The following is a 15417-nucleotide window of genomic DNA, read 5'->3' as shown; positions in this document are numbered from 1 at the left end:
CACAACATAAGCAGCTTTAATTATAATTTGTTTATCTTCTCTAACTTTATAATGTATAGCATCCATAAATATAAAGGAATAGGTATTTTCTAATAGTCTATTTTGCCATTCCGAAACCAAAGGTAATATTCTATTTGTTATATTTGATACAGTTTCTGCACTTACATCTACCCCATATAACGCTCTTATTTGGTCAGATATATCTCTTGTTGTCATTCCAGTTGCATAAAGTCCTAATATTTTATCCTCGATACCGTTAATGGATCTTTGATGTTTAGGAACTATTTTAGGTTCAAAATCACCTTTTCTATCTCTTGGTATATTTAGCTGTACAGGTCCGAGCTCTGTTTTAACAGTCTTTTTTGAATATCCATTGCGACTATTATCATTATTTTTTTCAATACTATCATACTTTCCGTATCCTAATGCTTCATCCATTTCAGCCTCTAAAGATTCTTGTAAAACGTCTCTAAACATTTCTTTAAGTCCAACTAAAATTTCATTAGCGTTACTAAAATTTTGCTCCTTTATGTATTCTCTTAATAATTCTTTCGACACATTTCCCATATAAAAAAACTCCTTCTTGTAATAATTTGTTATCTTAATTATTTCCAAGAAGGAGTTAATTTTATTCAGTTTACACAAAATTATTTACAGGGCCAACCATCTTAAAATACGAATGATTGCAAATATTGGAATATAATTAAGTGGCTTTGTTTAAAGGACTATTTTCTAAAAACATTTGTTTATGTATTTTAGGATCTCTTAATTCAAACGGAATTTGATTTCGGAGAACAGCAAATATATAGTTTATAATTTTGTGAATTATAGCTACCAAGGCTACTTTAGCCTTTTTACTTTTAAGGTTTATTTGATAACATTCTAATAAAACTTTATTTATAGGAATTCCATTACGATTTGTTCTTATAGACTCAAGTGCAACAGCATAGAATGCTCTTCGACCGATTAGTGTTCCACGTTTTGAAAATTTATTTTGATTACCTTTAAATTTACCAGACTCATTAACTGAGCTATCAATACCCAAAAGTCAACAAGGTGTTTAGGATTAAGAAAGCCATTAATATCACCTATTTCAGTCATTAGTGTGATAGCTGTTAATTGTCCTATGCCTGAAATAAAATTTATGAATTCAATATTATCGTTTTCAGATATTATTCAAAATTATAATAAAAAACATGAATTTACTTATATTGAGTTTGAGGAAGAAGACGATTCTCTTTTAGAAGAAGATGATAGCCCGTGTCCATATGAGGATTAGTAGATATCAGTAATATTGAAAGATAAATATACTCATAGAAAATATAAATTGAAAAAAATTAAATTAAGTTGAAATGTATTATTATAATTCAAGCTTAGAATATTTAAGATTAGGATGTTTAAAAATTAACTTAGTTAGTTTTTAAACAGCTTATTTAAAAAAATGGAATAAAATCAAATTATCTATTATGGTTATAGAATAATGTAGTTGATATAATATCCTAAATAAACAAGTAAAAGCTATAATTAAAGAAGGAAACACTTTAGTAAATAGATATGCACATATAAAAATGGTGCGTAGCACAACTGAATTCTTAAAAGAAAATGAAAAATTAAGTAGATTTATTTTCAATAAAAATGGAGATATATTAGTTGAAAGTGATGAAGATGATAATGTAATTTCTAGATTTACTAGGGGATATGAAATTGTCGCAGCTGATATTGGATATTATTCTAAGGAAACTCACTGATCACATATGTTTGCAGGAGTAAGTTCGAGTAACCAAATTATAAATTTGGACTCTCACTTAAACAGCTCGACAAATTACAGTTTATCAAGATATTATTATTCTATTGATGAACAGGGACGTACAGTATTTATAACAGATGGAAGCGGTGCTGTTATAAATGAGTACTGGTACGATACATTTGGAAATGTACTTGATTCAAGAGAAGAAGTTCATAATAGAATAACTGGTCTTATGTCAATATTTTGGACACCGAAAGTCAAACTTTAATCCTACAATTCTTGCTAAAATTATAATTAATAAGATATAATAGATATATGGACTTAAAGAAAGTGTGGTGAGTAATTTGCCTAAAAAACATGATTATGATGCAGCTTGGAAGACAATACTTGAAGCCTTCGAAGTAGAAGTAGTAGAAGTTTTATTTCCAGAAATATTTGATGAAATAGCATGGGAAAAAGGAACAGAAAGTTTAGATTTAGAGCTTGCAGAAATCCAAAGAGAAATATTTGATAAAGATAGTGCAGAAAAGATAATTTCAGATAAAATAATAAAGGTAAGATTAAAAGATAATAATAGCAAAATACTATTCATTCATGTTGAAGTTCAAAGCTATAGTAGCGATGAAGATGTCTTTGGAGAGAGAATGTTTAGATATTTCTATAGAATATGGGATAAATTTAGATATAAAAATAAAGATAAAAGTGAAGTTATAGCAGCAGCTATATATACTTATAAAGGCGAACGTGGAAAAGACACAAGATATGTGTATAGAGTTCCAAAGCTTGATGAGGAAATACTTGTATATAACTTTAGAACAATAGATATTGAAAAAATAGAATTAGAAAATATAAGTTATGATAATCCTTTAAAATTAGTATTTAAGATGGCGAAAACGCTTCTTGAAATAAAACCAAAAGATGAGGATGTTTATAAAGCAAAAATACAACTTGCAGAAGAGTTAGTTGAATACGATAAGATTAAAAATGAAGAACAAATAAAAGCATTAGCAGATTTTTTAGAATACTTATTTTTGATTGAAGATAAGGAATTAGAACAAAAATTTGAAGAATATAAAAGAGAAAGAGGAGGTGCTGTAAGAATGACAGTTGATCAAATAAGACAAAAGTATTATGAACAAAAAGGAAAAGAAATTGGAATTGAAGAAGGAATTCAAAAAGGAATTGAAAAAGGAATTGAAAAAGGAATTCAAGAAGGTGAATATAAAAAAGCAATAGAAGTTGCTAGGAATTTGTTGGATGTTTTAGATGATGAAACAATTGCATTAAAAACAGGCCTTAACATTGATGAAATAAAGAAACTAAGATTAAATTAAAGAATTAATAATTGAATACTAAATTGGTTTTTGAAAGCCTGTAAATAATATAATTTGAAATACTCCATTTATAAAAAATTTATAAATGGAGTATTTTTTCTGCAAAGAAATAAAGAAAAAACGGAGTATGGCAAACCAAAATATATAATTCACTTTTGTGTGGAGCATCTATCGAAGGAAAAGTTCTAGCTGTAAAAGAAGAGTTAGTAAAGATTCATTTAAATATAGACGAAAATCAAAGTGAAGAAGAAGCTTTTTGGTTTAGATCAAAAAGAAAATGAAAAATGATGAATAGGAAGGTAAATCATGAGATATAAAAGTAAAAAAGCATCTAATGAAACATCGGGGGAAATTTTAGAAAAATGGATTAAGATAATAATTTTTACATATTTATCTATGTGGGGAATTATGAATCTTTTTAGCAGAGTACTCATAAAAACAAATATGTATGGAGAGTTTTATAGAGATTTTATATTTTATTTAATAAGTATGCCAGGTATATTATTCTTTTTACTTGGGTTGATAATTAATGAATTAATTTATTTCTTTAAATGTAAAAGTTATAAAAAGGTAGCGAGTTTAATAATTATAGCATTGTGTATATGTGGTATTAGTTATAAACTTATAAAATATAGTGGATCTTATAGATGTTATAAGGATTTAGATTATGTTATTAATGATACTTATTGTGAAGATGTACAAGAATTGAATAATATTTATGAAAAAGTGATAACTGGAAAATATTCATCAACAACAATATATATAGAAACTATAGATTTTAAATTTCAAGCGGAAAGAAATATAGTAGAAAAAAGAGAGTTTAATAAGTTTAAAGCAAAATTTGATAATGTCAAGAAAGTAAGGATAAAATACTTACCTAATACCAATATCTTATTGAGAATAGAACCAGTAAAAGATGAAGGATAATTGAAGTAAAATAAAGATAATACAAATAATAAACTGTATTATCTTTATTTAATTTTGAAGGTAATTGTTCTGAAATTTATTTTAAGTAGAAAGAATTACATGTTAGATTTTAGGCGGAGCATCTGTTGAAGGAAAAGTCCTTGCAGTAGATGGAGAAAGAGTAAAGCTTTATTTAAATATAGACGAAAATCAAAATGAAGAAGAAGCTTTTTGGTTTAGATATGCACCACCATCAGTAAACATAATGTATGCAATTCCTAGCATTGGGGAAAGTGTAAGACTATATTTTCCGGGTGAAGACAACGAAGAACCAATTGTTACAGGCTGCAAAAGAAAAAATGGAGATACTTGTGGACAAACATCTAAAGCAACAAACAGATACTTTCAAACAGAGCATGGAAGTGAAATAGCAATGCTTCCAGGAGCTTTAAATATAAAAGGTAGCAGTAAAGAACCATTAAGTATAAATTTTGAAGATGAAAGTGGAATAACTCTTACAAGTCCAACTGGATTAAATTTAAATGCAGGTGGAGAAATAGTAATAAAAAAATATGAAATATAAATATATAGTAAGGATATTAAGGAGGAACTATGAAAATAATAGAAGTTTTAGGTTTGTATACAAAAGATTATTTATCTAATGGAGAATTTGAAGAATGGGTATATGATAATGATGAGGAATTAAATAGGTTATTTGCTGATACTATTTATTATGAAATAATTTCAACTAATTATAATGATAATAGACAAGTTGTTAGTTAAAAAAACGAACTACAAAAGTATTTACTATCTAATAATGATGATGAATTTAGTAAAATTAATGATAGTTATATTGAGAGAATTATTGATGATGTGGAGATTGATGATAATATAACTATGATATTAAAACGAAAATATGGGAAAAAAGACAGGGTTGAGATAAATTGTAGAAATATAAATTCTTTAATTGAGTTGCACAAAACCTTAAAAGAAAAATTAGAGTTTTCACAATATTATGTTATGAATTGGCATGCATTAAGAGAATTTTTAGAAGAAACTCTGTTGCCTAGAGTGATTATATTTAATGGATGGAGTCATTTAAATGAAATAATACCTAAGGAAGCAGGAAAATTGAAAGAAATATTAGTAGAATGTATTTCTAATGAATGTAAAGTAATATATAAAGATTAATTTTAAACCTCTCGATTAATTCTGGAGGTTTTTTTGAAAAGTATAATTGATGCAGGAGAAACAATTGGAACTAAAGGAGAAACACGTATTAGAATCATTCTATCTTATGATGGAGGAATGTTAAGGATGGATTAGAATTAAATTCTTATTCACAAAGTGATCCAGGTTTTAAACATACTCAAGACTATGTAGATAAAATATTTAAAGAGAAAAAAAGAAAAGAAAACAAGTTGATGATAAAAAGAAAGAATTTTTTGATATAGTAAAACAAGAATTAGACAAGGGAGTTAAATAGTATGAAAAAAGGATTTTTTGATATCAAAGTTATAATAATTTTAATTATAAGTTTTTATGTTGTTATAACAATTGCAGGATGCGATAGTTCCAAATTAAATGCGGAAAGTAATATTAAACCATCAGATACTAAGGTATTGAGGTATATAGCAGAAAATATTAATTATTATAATCAACAAATTCAAGAAAATAAAGAAATATGCGAAATAATCAGTAAAGAAAATTCAGAATTAGGATATGAGTATTTAAAATTTAATATAGATGATACAACGACTATGCAATTCTATATAACTACTGGAAGTGTTTTGATTAAAAAGAAAACAAAGTATTGGAAGGAACAAGCAATAATAGAAATAGATTTAGAAGATATAAACGATAAATATGCATGTGTTCGTATAGATTATGAAACTGGAGGCACTTGGTGCAAATATAAAATAAATGATTTTGAGAATCCAATCCCAGATGATGGAGAGTACCAACAAGCTCATTATATAATTACGCAGAGTATAAAACCAGAAGAGTTAAAAGAATTATGTTTGAACGCACATTCAATATATGATAAATTAGAGGAAATATATAAGAAAAATAATTTATAGTAACCTCAATTCTTTAAATTTTATAAATACTACAGGAAAATAAAAATTTTAAGTAAAGTTAATTTAATAGAAAAATTATAGTAATGAGCTGTGGCATTAGCAGATTAAAAATCTGTTTAGCAAGAGCTTCTTTTCTTATTTTCTTTGTAAGTGTCAAAAAGGTTCTTTCCAATGTTGTTGGATTAAAGATAAATGAAGAAACAGAAATTACAGAAAAAACTTTTGAGTATGATATTCATGGAAATATAATAAAAGAAATAGATAATGATAAAAATGCTACATTATTTAAATATGATTTATCTAACAACTTAATTGAAAAGAAGGTTCCTGTTGAAATAGTAAATTCAGATTCAAATGAAAGCTCAGATAATAAAAATTCAGAAAGTAAAATTAAGTATCAAGTAACTTCATATTGCTATGATAAAAATGGAAATAAGATATTAAAAAAGCAAGGAATTGATGCTATATTTGAAGATGAAATATGCAACAATTATAATGAAATTTACTTATGATAAAGAAAATAGACTTATAGAAGTTAAAGATAAACGTGGAGCTAAGGCAAGATATAAATATGATTGCTTAAACAATAAAATATATGAAAGCTTTAAAATTAATGATACTACAAATAAAATAATTCATTATGTTTATGATAAAGTAGGAAATTTAATTAAGAAGAAAGAAGAGATAGATGGTAAATTTATATCGTCTAAGAATAAAGGAAAAAATATTTGGTCTATAACAAAATATGAATATGATAAGAATGGAAATCTAACTAGGATAATAACGCCAAAGGGATATGAAATATTAAAAGTTTATGATGAAATTGATAGAATAGTTAAGCAGGTTCTTGCAGAACAATATGATAGTGAAAAAGATAATGGGGTAGGAACAACATATTCTTTACTTATAATATAACGAAACTTAGCTTGAAATTTTCAGGCTTTTAGTTGAGTATATCTAGGGTCGTGTAGTTCTTAGTGATAAAAGAGCGTTAGAAATACTAGACATCAGGAAAACAAGGAAATACAATAAAAGAAGAAACAAAAGATGGAAATAACATCTTTGAATATAATACATTAAATCAAGCAGTAAGAGCTATAATTAAAGAAGGAAACACTTTAGTAAATAGATATGCACATATAAAAATGGTGCGTAGCACAACTGAATTCTTAAAAGAAAATGAAAAGTTAAGCAGATTTATTTTCAATAAAAATGGAGATATCTTAATTGAAAGTGATAAAGCTTATAATGTAATTTCTAGATTTACTAGGGGCTATGAAGTTGTTGCAGCTGATATTTTAGATGGAAATGTGGATTTAGGAGAAAGTCAAAATCTACAACCTAAATCTAAATATAATAGATACTTCTATACTGTTGATGAACAAGGAAGTACAGTATTTATAACTGATAGAGATCAAAAAGTTAGAAATGAATATTATTATGATGCTTTTGGTAATGTTCTTGATTCAAGAGAAGAAGTTCATAATAGAATAACTTATACAGGTCAACAATTTTAATATTTATGTTTAAGAAAAGTTTTAAATAGTATATAATTATAGATATAGAACAAAGTATTAATAATATAAGATAATGGACTCTTAAAAGGGGTGAATAGATTGTCAAAGAAGCATGACTATGATGCAGCATGGAAAACAATACTTGAAGCATTTGAGGTGGAAGTTGTAGAAGTATTATTCCCTGAAATATTTGATGAAATTGCATGGGAACTTGGGACTGAAAGTTTAGATTTAGAGCTTCAAGAAATTCAAAGAGAAATTTTTGATAAAGATAGTGCAGAAAAGATAATTTCAGATAAAATAATAAAGGTAAAGCTTAAGGATAATAATAGTAAGATTTTATTTATTCATGTTGAAGTTCAAAGTTATAGTAGTGATGAAGATGTTTTCAGTGAAAGAATGTTCAGGTATTTTTATAGAATATGGGATAAATTTAGATATAAAAACAAAGATAAAAGTGAAGTTATTGCAGCAGCTATATATACATATAAGGGTGAACGTGGAAAAGACAAGAGGTATGTATATAAAGTTCCAAATATAGAAGATGAAATTTTAGTTTATAATTTTAGAACAATAGATGTTGAAAAAATAGACTTAGAAAATATAAGTGATTATAATCCACTTAAATTAGTATTTAAAATGGCCAAAACGTTACTAGAAACAAAGTCAGCAGATGAGGATATTTATAAAGCAAAAATACAACTTGCAGAAGAGTTAGTTGAATATGATAAAGTTAAAAATGAAGAACAAATAAAAGCATTAGCAGATTTTTTAGAATACTTATTTTTGATTGAAGATAAGGAATTAGAACAAAAATTTGAAGAATATAAAAGAGAAAGAGGAGGTGCTGTAAGAATGACTGTTGATCAAATAAGACAAAAATATTATGAACAAAAAGGTGAAGAAAAGGGAATTAAAAAAGGAATCCAAAAAGGAATCCAAAAAGGAATTCAAGAAGGCGAATATAAAAAAGCAATAGAAGTTGCTAGAAATTTACTGGATGTTTTAGATGATGAGACTATATCATTAAAGACAGGCCTTAGCATTAATGAAATAAAGAAACTAAGGTTAAATCAAAATAATTAAGAATTAAAGTAACAGCGATAACATGAGATAGTGGTATTGCTGTTATTTTTTTATCTAAAAGAATTATATTTACGATACACAAAATAGACTTACTCATTTTACAAATGTAAGTGGAAATACAGCAAGATTATTTTATGATAAAAATGATAGAATAATAAAACAAGTATTACCAGAGCAATATAAGCAAGAACAAGACAATGGAGTAGGAACAACTTATTCTTACAACTTAAAAGGACAAGTTGTAGAAGTTAAAAATGCTTTAGGAGAAACAGTTACTTTTTAGAACCATCAATAATTGATTTAGATTAGTAATAAATAATTTTTTGTAATTAATATTCCTCATTTTAGTATTAATTAAGATGAGAGACTTATAATTATTAAAATTTCCACAAAAGTGAAAATATAAATCTAAAGTATAATTAATAAGATATAATAGAGATATAAAAAATGAACTTTTTTATAGAATATGGGATAAATTTAGATATAAAAACAAAGATAAAAGTGAAGTTATTGCAGCAGCTATATATACATATAAGGGTGGAAAAGACAAGAGGTATGTATATAAAGTTCCAAATATAGAAGATGAAATTTTAGTTTATAATTTTAGAACAATAGATGTTGAAAAAATAGACTTAGAAAATATAAGTGATGATAATCCACTTAAATTAGTATTTAAAATGGCCAAAACGTTACTAGAAACAAAGTCAGCAGATGAGGATATTTATAAAGCAAAAATACAACTTGCAGAAGAGTTAGTTGAATACAATAAAGTTAAAAATGAAGAACAAATAAAAGCATTAGCTGACTTTTTAGAATATTTATTTTTAATTGAAGATAGAGAATTAAAACAAAAATTTGAAGAATATAAAAGAGAAAGAGGAGGTGCTGTAAGAATGACAGTTGATCAAATAAGACAAAAATATTATGAACAAAAAGGGGAAGAGAAAGGAATCGAAAAAGGAAAAATTGAGATTGCTAAAAATTTATTGGATGTTTTAGATGATGAGACTATATCATTAAAAACAGGCCTTAACATTGATGAAATAAGAAAATTACGATTGAATTGTAATTAAAAATTAAGTATTAAATTGTGAATAACATGATACCATTTCAAATGCTTCCACTATAAAAATTATTTTTTGTAGTGGGAGCACTTTTTTATACTTCAATTACTTATAAATGAAATATTAAAAGATTATTCAGGTTACTCTTTTAATCAAAATATAGGGAGAGTATATAATTTATAATGAATAACGGGAGGGACTATTGAAGGAAAAGTTCTAGTGGTAGAGGGAGAAAAAGTAAATATTCATTTAAGTGATTTTTTAGTTTATTTTGTAAACTTAATGTAAAGAAATGTCTAATATGAACGAAAATATACTATATATAGATTATGTTTCTAAAAATGGAATTAATTATTATAGATTTAAAATGGAATAAGAATCTAAAAAATATAGGAAATAACTTAATGATAGGGTTTGTAAAAATTATTAAATAAGATGTTGAACTATAAAATAAAAATCACTTTTAAAATCCTTAATAGAAGTGATTATAATAAAAAATGTGAAGTATAACATAAGAAAACTAGAATTTGTAATAAGAAGAAGGAAAAACAGGGGGATGAATAATGGCCATTATTGGGATTGATTTAGGAACTACTAATAGTTTGGTATCTTATTTTACTGAGGATGGACCTGCTATTATACCAAATAGATTAGGAGATTTATTAACTCCATCTGTAGTAAGTATAGATGAAAATGAGCAAATTTATATTGGAAAGATTGCAAGAGAAAGACAAAGTGTTTATCCAGAGAATACTGTTTCTATTTTTAAAAGAAGTATGGGAAGTGAAAAGGTATTTAAGATTGGCAGTAAGGAGTTCTTACCAGAGGAATTATCTTCTTTTGTACTTCGTTCTTTAAAGGAAGATGCAGAGTTTTATTTAAAGGAAGAAGTTGTCGAAGCAATTATTAGTGTACCAGCGTACTTTAATGATGCACAACGTAAAGCAACTAAAAGAGCAGGAGAACTTGCAGGATTAAAGGTTGAAAGATTAATTAATGAACCAACGGCAGCTGCTATAGCTTATGGACTTAATCAAAAGAAAGATAATACAAAATTTTTAGTATTTGATCTTGGTGGAGGCACATTTGATGTTTCTATTTTAGAATTATATAAAAATGTTATGGAAGTAAGAGCTGTAGCTGGTAATAACTATTTGGGTGGAGAAGACTTTACAGAAATAATTGAAAATATGTTCATTAATTCATATAAGCTTGATAAGAAAAATCTTGATAATAAAACTTTATCTAATATAAAAAGACAATCTGAAATTACTAAATTAAGTTTTAGTAAAGAAAAAGAAGTAATAATGAAATGTAAGGTTGAAGAGGAAGTATTAGAATATAGCTTAAATTTAGATGATTATGAAAAGTCATGTCAGTTAATACTGAAAAAGCTTAGAAGACCAATTGAAAGGGCTTTAAGTGATGCATCTATAAAGATTAGAGAAATAGATAGCATTGTTCTTGTTGGAGGTGCAACAAAGTTACCTATTATAAGAAATTTTGTTGCTAAATTATTTGGAAGATTGCCTCTTGTGCATATTAATCCTGATGAAGCAGTATCTTTAGGTGCTGCTATTCAAGGTGCTATGAAATCTAGAGATAAGGCTATTAGAGAAATAGTTCTAACCGATGTGTGCCCATATACATTAGGTACAAGCATTTCTATTGAAAAAGCCAATGGAAATTATGAAAGTGGACATTTTTACCCAATAATTGAGAGAAATACTATAATTCCTGTTAGTAAGATTGATAGATTATATACCATATATGATAATCAAAAGTCTATATCAGTAAAGGTGCTTCAAGGCGAAAGTAGATTATCTAAAGATAATATTTATCTTGGAGAAATCAATGTACCAGTTCCAAAGGGAAAAGGTGGAGAACAATCTATAGATATACGTTATACATATGATATTAATGGGATATTAGAAGTGGAAGTTACAGTAGTTAGTACTGAATTTAAGAAAAGAATAATTATAAAAAATAATTCCAATTCTATGAGTGATGAAGAGGTTGAAAAAAGGTTAGAAGAACTTAAGGAACTTAAAATTCATCCAAGAGAGGAAGAAGAAAATAAACTTCTTTTATCTAGAGGTGAGAGGTTATATGAAGAAAATATAGGGAAAAAAAGAGAATATATAGCTAAACTTCTTGAAGAATTTGAAAATGTATTGGACAAACAAGATAAAAGAGAAGTTCAGAAAGTAGCAAAAGATCTTAAAGAAGTATTAGAGGACATTGATGATGAATGGCTATAGGAGGATTTTATGGACACGTGGTTAGTACTAGGAATAAAAGAAACTAAAGATAAAAATTTAATAAAAGAAGCTTATATGGAAAGATTAAGTATTTATAATCCTGAAGATGATGCTGAAGGCTTTCAAAGGTTAAGAGCAGCTTATGAAGAGGCTTTGAAGATGGCAGATGAGTGTAATATAGATGAAGATAACTCCCCAGCAGGAATATGGATTAATAAGGTTAGAAAATTATATAATGAGTTTTCTTTAAGGATTAATGAAGAATATTGGAAAAAGTTATTAGAAGACGAGGTTTGTTTTCAGTTGGATTCAGCAGAAGAAGTTAGTGATAAGCTACTTACTTTTCTTATGGATGAATATTATATGCCAAGTAAGATATTTAAGTTATTTGATGAAAGTTTTAACTGGAGTGAAAAAGAAGAAGAACTTAAACAAAGCTATCATGAAAACTTTGTTGATTTTTTAATGTATAAAATAGACAGTAGTGATGATATAAGATATGAACTTTTTAACTGCGATGAAGATAGAAATTATGATGAATTTATATATCTTTTTTATGAATTAAGATCAGCATTAAAAGAGGATAAACTAGATGAATCAAAAAAAATATTGGATAGGGTAGATGGTCTTAATATTGATCATCCAGACATGACTATATTAAAGATTAAGTATCATCTTTATACTAAAGAATTTGAAAAGGCTAAAAAATTAGGAGATAAACTAATAGAAGAATATAAAGACCAATATTCTTATTTTATATTAGCACAAGTTGAATTTTATTTAGGTGGAGAACATATACAAAAAGCTAAGGAATATTATGAAAAAGTTCTTGAGGAAGATGGAGGAAATATAGGTGCTATAAAAGGTCTTGCAGATTGCTATTTTGAATTTGGTGAATACGAAGATGCAAAGGAATATTATATAAAAGTGCTAGAGATTTATCCTTATAATGAATATATAATGACCTGTGTTCGTGATACAAATTTAAAGCTTATAGAAAAGTATAAAGAAGAAGTTAAGAGTGCAGAAGGCAATGAGTTTAAATTTAAATTAGCTTGGCTGCAATTTCAAGTATATGCTTATGAGGATACAAAAGAGACTGCTGAAAGCATAAAACCAGAAGATGATGAAAAGTGCGAGTACTATGATTTATTAGGAAGAACTTATTCTGAATTGAAGAGATATGAAGAAGCTCTTGCATTATTTGAAAAGTGGTATGAGATAAATGATGATGAGAATAATACGCCATATATTTGTGTTCAAGAGGGTAGACAACTTGAAAATTTAAATAAATTAGATGAAGGTTTAAAATGGTATAATAAAGCTTTAGAATTAAGACATAACTATGGAGAAGCTAATTTTAGAAAGTGTAGAGTGCTTAATAAATTAAATAGATATGAAGAAGCTGTAGATGCATGCAATATAGCATTAGAACTTGATGCGAATAATGCACATGTGTATTTATGCAAAGGGGAAGCTCTTTATAAATTAGAAAACTTTAGAGAAGCGCTAGAAAGCTTAGAAGAGTGTATAAGCATATATCCTTATTTTACAGATGCGTATAGTATTGAAATTAAAATATATTATACAGTAGGACAGTATGAAGATGCCTTAAGCTTAATAAAGCAAACTGAAGATTACGATATAACCAATAGAGAAATTCAGATATATAAAGTAAGAACATTAAGAAAATTAGAAGAATATGATGAAGCTTTTGATTTAGCTAACAAACTTTTAGAAGAAGAAGGCAACAAAGATGAGATTTACTATGAGTTATCTTTATTAAGTTCTTATGAACAAGAGTATGATAAAGCAATTTCTTATGTTAATGAGTGTATAAAAATAGACGAAGATAAATTAAGCAATTATTATTTGCGTATGAGCATATATAAGGATTTAAAACAATATGATAATGCTTTAAAAGATGCGGATATAATTATAAGCAAAGGTAATAATCAAGATGTTGCTTATGAGAGAAAAGCAATGTTATATGATGAAATGGGCTTATATAAAAAATGCATAAAGTGTTATATAGAAGCTATAAAAATAGAACCTAACTATGATGAATATTACAATAGTCTTGGACTAGCTTACGAAAAATTGGAAAAGTTTAAAGAAGCTCTTAAGTGTTATGAAAAAGCTATAGAGGTAAATCCTAAACAAATGTATTCCTATTGTAATATAGCTAATTTGTATGGAAATTGGCGTGGAGATTATGAAAAGAAAATAGAGTATCTAGAGAAACAAATGGAATTTAATAGTGACTATGAATATTTTTATAATACAATAGCTGCAACTTATGCTTATGACTTAAACGATTATGAAAATGCAATAAAGTATTTTAGTAAGACAGCAGCTATAGATAAGGAAAATGATTATGCTTTTGTAAATTTAGGATATTGCTATGGCTTATTAGAAGATTATACAAAAGCTATTGAGTGCTATACAAGAGGATTAGAAATAACAGGTGGTAACGAATATATATATAATCAACTTGGAAACTTATATGAAAATGATCTGAATGATTATAATAAAGCAATTGAAAATTACAAGAATGTTATGAAGTTAAACCCTGAAGATAGAAATGGATATTCTGATATTGCAAGTTGTTATAGAAAGTTGGAGGATTATAGCGAAGCGTTAACTTATTATCAAAAGCAAATTGAAGCAACTGGTAAGACTGCTTATTTATATAATTGTATAGGTGTATTATATGAAATAAGATTTGAAGATTATGAAAAGGCAATTGAAAATTATAAAAAAGCAGTTGAACTTGATCCTGAACATAAGGATGCATATAAAAATATTGGAGATTGTTATGAAAAAGCATGGGATAATCATGAGGAAGCTATTAAATATTATAAAAAGCAAGAAAAATACTTAGATGATACAAGGAAGATTAGCCTTGAAATAGCGGATTCATATGATGAATTAGGTAAGATAGAGAGCGCTAAAAAGTATTATAAAAAGGCATTAGAGTATTATCTAGAATTAATTGAAGATGGTGAAGAGCATGCTTGTACTTATAAAAGCGTAGCGCGTTGTTATAGTAAAATAGGTAATAATGATAAAGCTTATGAATTTTATATAAAGGCAATTAAAACAGCACCAATTAGTTGTGATTGTGATGAAAAACAATGCCATTCAGGATATTTTGGTATTGGTAAAATCTATAAGGAAAATAAAGAATATGACAAGGCTTTAGAATATTTTGATAAAGCTTTAAAAATAAAATCAGATGATGAGGAATACAAAGAAGAAAAAGATAAGGTTTTAAAATTAATTAAAAAATAATGCTTTGTTTTAAAATTGGATTGATATTTTATTATAAATAAAAATATTATTTAGGTTCAGGGCTTAGATATTTAAAAGCTAATCCTAATATTGAAACAATGGCTTATTAAATAAATTTATACAAGGG

17 protein-coding genes and 2 pseudogenes are annotated in these 15417 nt (G+C 26.6%); 17 read left to right on the top strand and 2 right to left on the bottom strand.

The features are described 5' to 3' along the window. Positions 1-567, bottom strand: a 567-nt coding sequence (locus tag NG904_RS08095; protein WP_252230976.1) for an IS256 family transposase, incomplete at its 3' end; no start/stop codon positions are given. 136 nt (positions 568-703) lie between these two features. Further along, a pseudogene (locus NG904_RS08090) lies at positions 704-1158 on the bottom strand (transposase); the annotation flags it as partial. Here NG904_RS08090 and NG904_RS17295 point away from each other — a divergent pair. From NG904_RS17295 to NG904_RS08015, 17 genes and pseudogenes are all read left to right on the top strand, one after another. Then, on the top strand, positions 1145-1279 hold the full coding sequence (locus tag NG904_RS17295) for a hypothetical protein (protein ID WP_286674325.1): 135 nt from the start codon (positions 1145-1147) through the stop codon (positions 1277-1279). The pseudogene NG904_RS08090 and the gene NG904_RS17295 sit on opposite strands and share 14 nt — an antisense overlap. 289 nt (positions 1280-1568) lie before the next feature. After that, positions 1569-1748 (top strand): hypothetical protein, encoded by a 180-nt coding sequence (locus tag NG904_RS08085; RefSeq protein ID WP_252230974.1) that lies wholly within the window; start codon positions 1569-1571, stop codon positions 1746-1748. Between the two features lie 6 nt (positions 1749-1754). Next, entirely contained in the window at positions 1755-2015 is a 261-nt protein-coding gene (locus NG904_RS08080) for a hypothetical protein (RefSeq protein WP_252230972.1), read from the top strand. A 76-nt stretch (positions 2016-2091) separates the two neighbouring features. Beyond that, positions 2092-3081, top strand: coding sequence for an Rpn family recombination-promoting nuclease/putative transposase (locus tag NG904_RS08075; protein WP_252230970.1), 990 nt, complete (start codon positions 2092-2094; stop codon positions 3079-3081). 155 nt (positions 3082-3236) lie between these two features. Further along, positions 3237-3362 carry a hypothetical protein gene (locus NG904_RS17290; RefSeq protein ID WP_286674324.1) on the top strand — a complete coding sequence of 42 codons (126 nt, stop codon included), beginning with the start codon at positions 3237-3239 and terminating at the stop codon, positions 3360-3362. Positions 3363-3387: 25 nt separating this feature from the next. Continuing rightward, positions 3388-4008: a hypothetical protein gene (locus NG904_RS08070; RefSeq protein WP_252230968.1), complete on the top strand. Its 621-nt coding sequence runs from the start codon at positions 3388-3390 to the stop codon at positions 4006-4008. Between the two features lie 244 nt (positions 4009-4252). Then, positions 4253-4570: a hypothetical protein gene (locus NG904_RS17485; protein ID WP_353846053.1), complete on the top strand. Its 318-nt coding sequence runs from the start codon at positions 4253-4255 to the stop codon at positions 4568-4570. A 29-nt stretch (positions 4571-4599) separates the two neighbouring features. After that, positions 4600-4770, top strand: coding sequence for a hypothetical protein (locus tag NG904_RS08060; protein WP_252230966.1), 171 nt, complete (start codon positions 4600-4602; stop codon positions 4768-4770). A 90-nt stretch (positions 4771-4860) separates the two neighbouring features. After that, on the top strand, positions 4861-5178 hold the full coding sequence (locus NG904_RS08055) for a barstar family protein (protein ID WP_252230964.1): 318 nt from the start codon (positions 4861-4863) through the stop codon (positions 5176-5178). A gap of 296 nt (positions 5179-5474) precedes the next feature. After that, positions 5475-6068 carry a hypothetical protein gene (locus tag NG904_RS08050; protein WP_252230962.1) on the top strand — a complete coding sequence of 198 codons (594 nt, stop codon included), beginning with the start codon at positions 5475-5477 and terminating at the stop codon, positions 6066-6068. A gap of 83 nt (positions 6069-6151) precedes the next feature. Beyond that, on the top strand, positions 6152-6580 hold the full coding sequence (locus NG904_RS08045; RefSeq protein ID WP_252230960.1) for a hypothetical protein: 429 nt from the start codon (positions 6152-6154) through the stop codon (positions 6578-6580). Then, complete coding sequence (locus NG904_RS08040; protein ID WP_252230958.1) at positions 6543-6983, top strand: RHS repeat domain-containing protein; 441 nt, start codon at positions 6543-6545, stop codon at positions 6981-6983. Before NG904_RS08045 ends, NG904_RS08040 begins: the two co-directional genes overlap by 38 nt. A 230-nt stretch (positions 6984-7213) precedes the next feature. Continuing rightward, positions 7214-7585, top strand: coding sequence for a hypothetical protein (locus NG904_RS08035; RefSeq protein WP_252230956.1), 372 nt, complete (start codon positions 7214-7216; stop codon positions 7583-7585). Between the two features lie 99 nt (positions 7586-7684). Continuing rightward, positions 7685-8671: an Rpn family recombination-promoting nuclease/putative transposase gene (locus NG904_RS08030; protein WP_252230955.1), complete on the top strand. Its 987-nt coding sequence runs from the start codon at positions 7685-7687 to the stop codon at positions 8669-8671. A 455-nt stretch (positions 8672-9126) separates the two neighbouring features. Further along, positions 9127-9744: pseudogene (locus tag NG904_RS08025) on the top strand (RpnC/YadD family protein); the annotation flags it as partial. Positions 9745-10298: 554 nt separating this feature from the next. Next, positions 10299-11996 (top strand): molecular chaperone HscC, encoded by a 1698-nt coding sequence (locus tag NG904_RS08020; protein ID WP_252230953.1) that lies wholly within the window; start codon positions 10299-10301, stop codon positions 11994-11996. 9 nt (positions 11997-12005) lie between these two features. After that, positions 12006-15290, top strand: a complete 3285-nt coding sequence (locus NG904_RS08015; RefSeq protein ID WP_252230951.1) for a tetratricopeptide repeat protein — start codon at positions 12006-12008, stop codon at positions 15288-15290. Positions 15291-15417: the final 127 nt, after the last annotated feature.

The organism is Clostridium sp. ZBS15, assembly GCF_023845705.1.
Taxonomy (GTDB): Bacteria; Bacillota; Clostridia; order Clostridiales; family Clostridiaceae; genus Clostridium; species Clostridium aquiflavi.
Note: the sequence above shows the minus strand (reverse complement) of the source record. Positions and strands in the feature narration are given on the sequence as shown.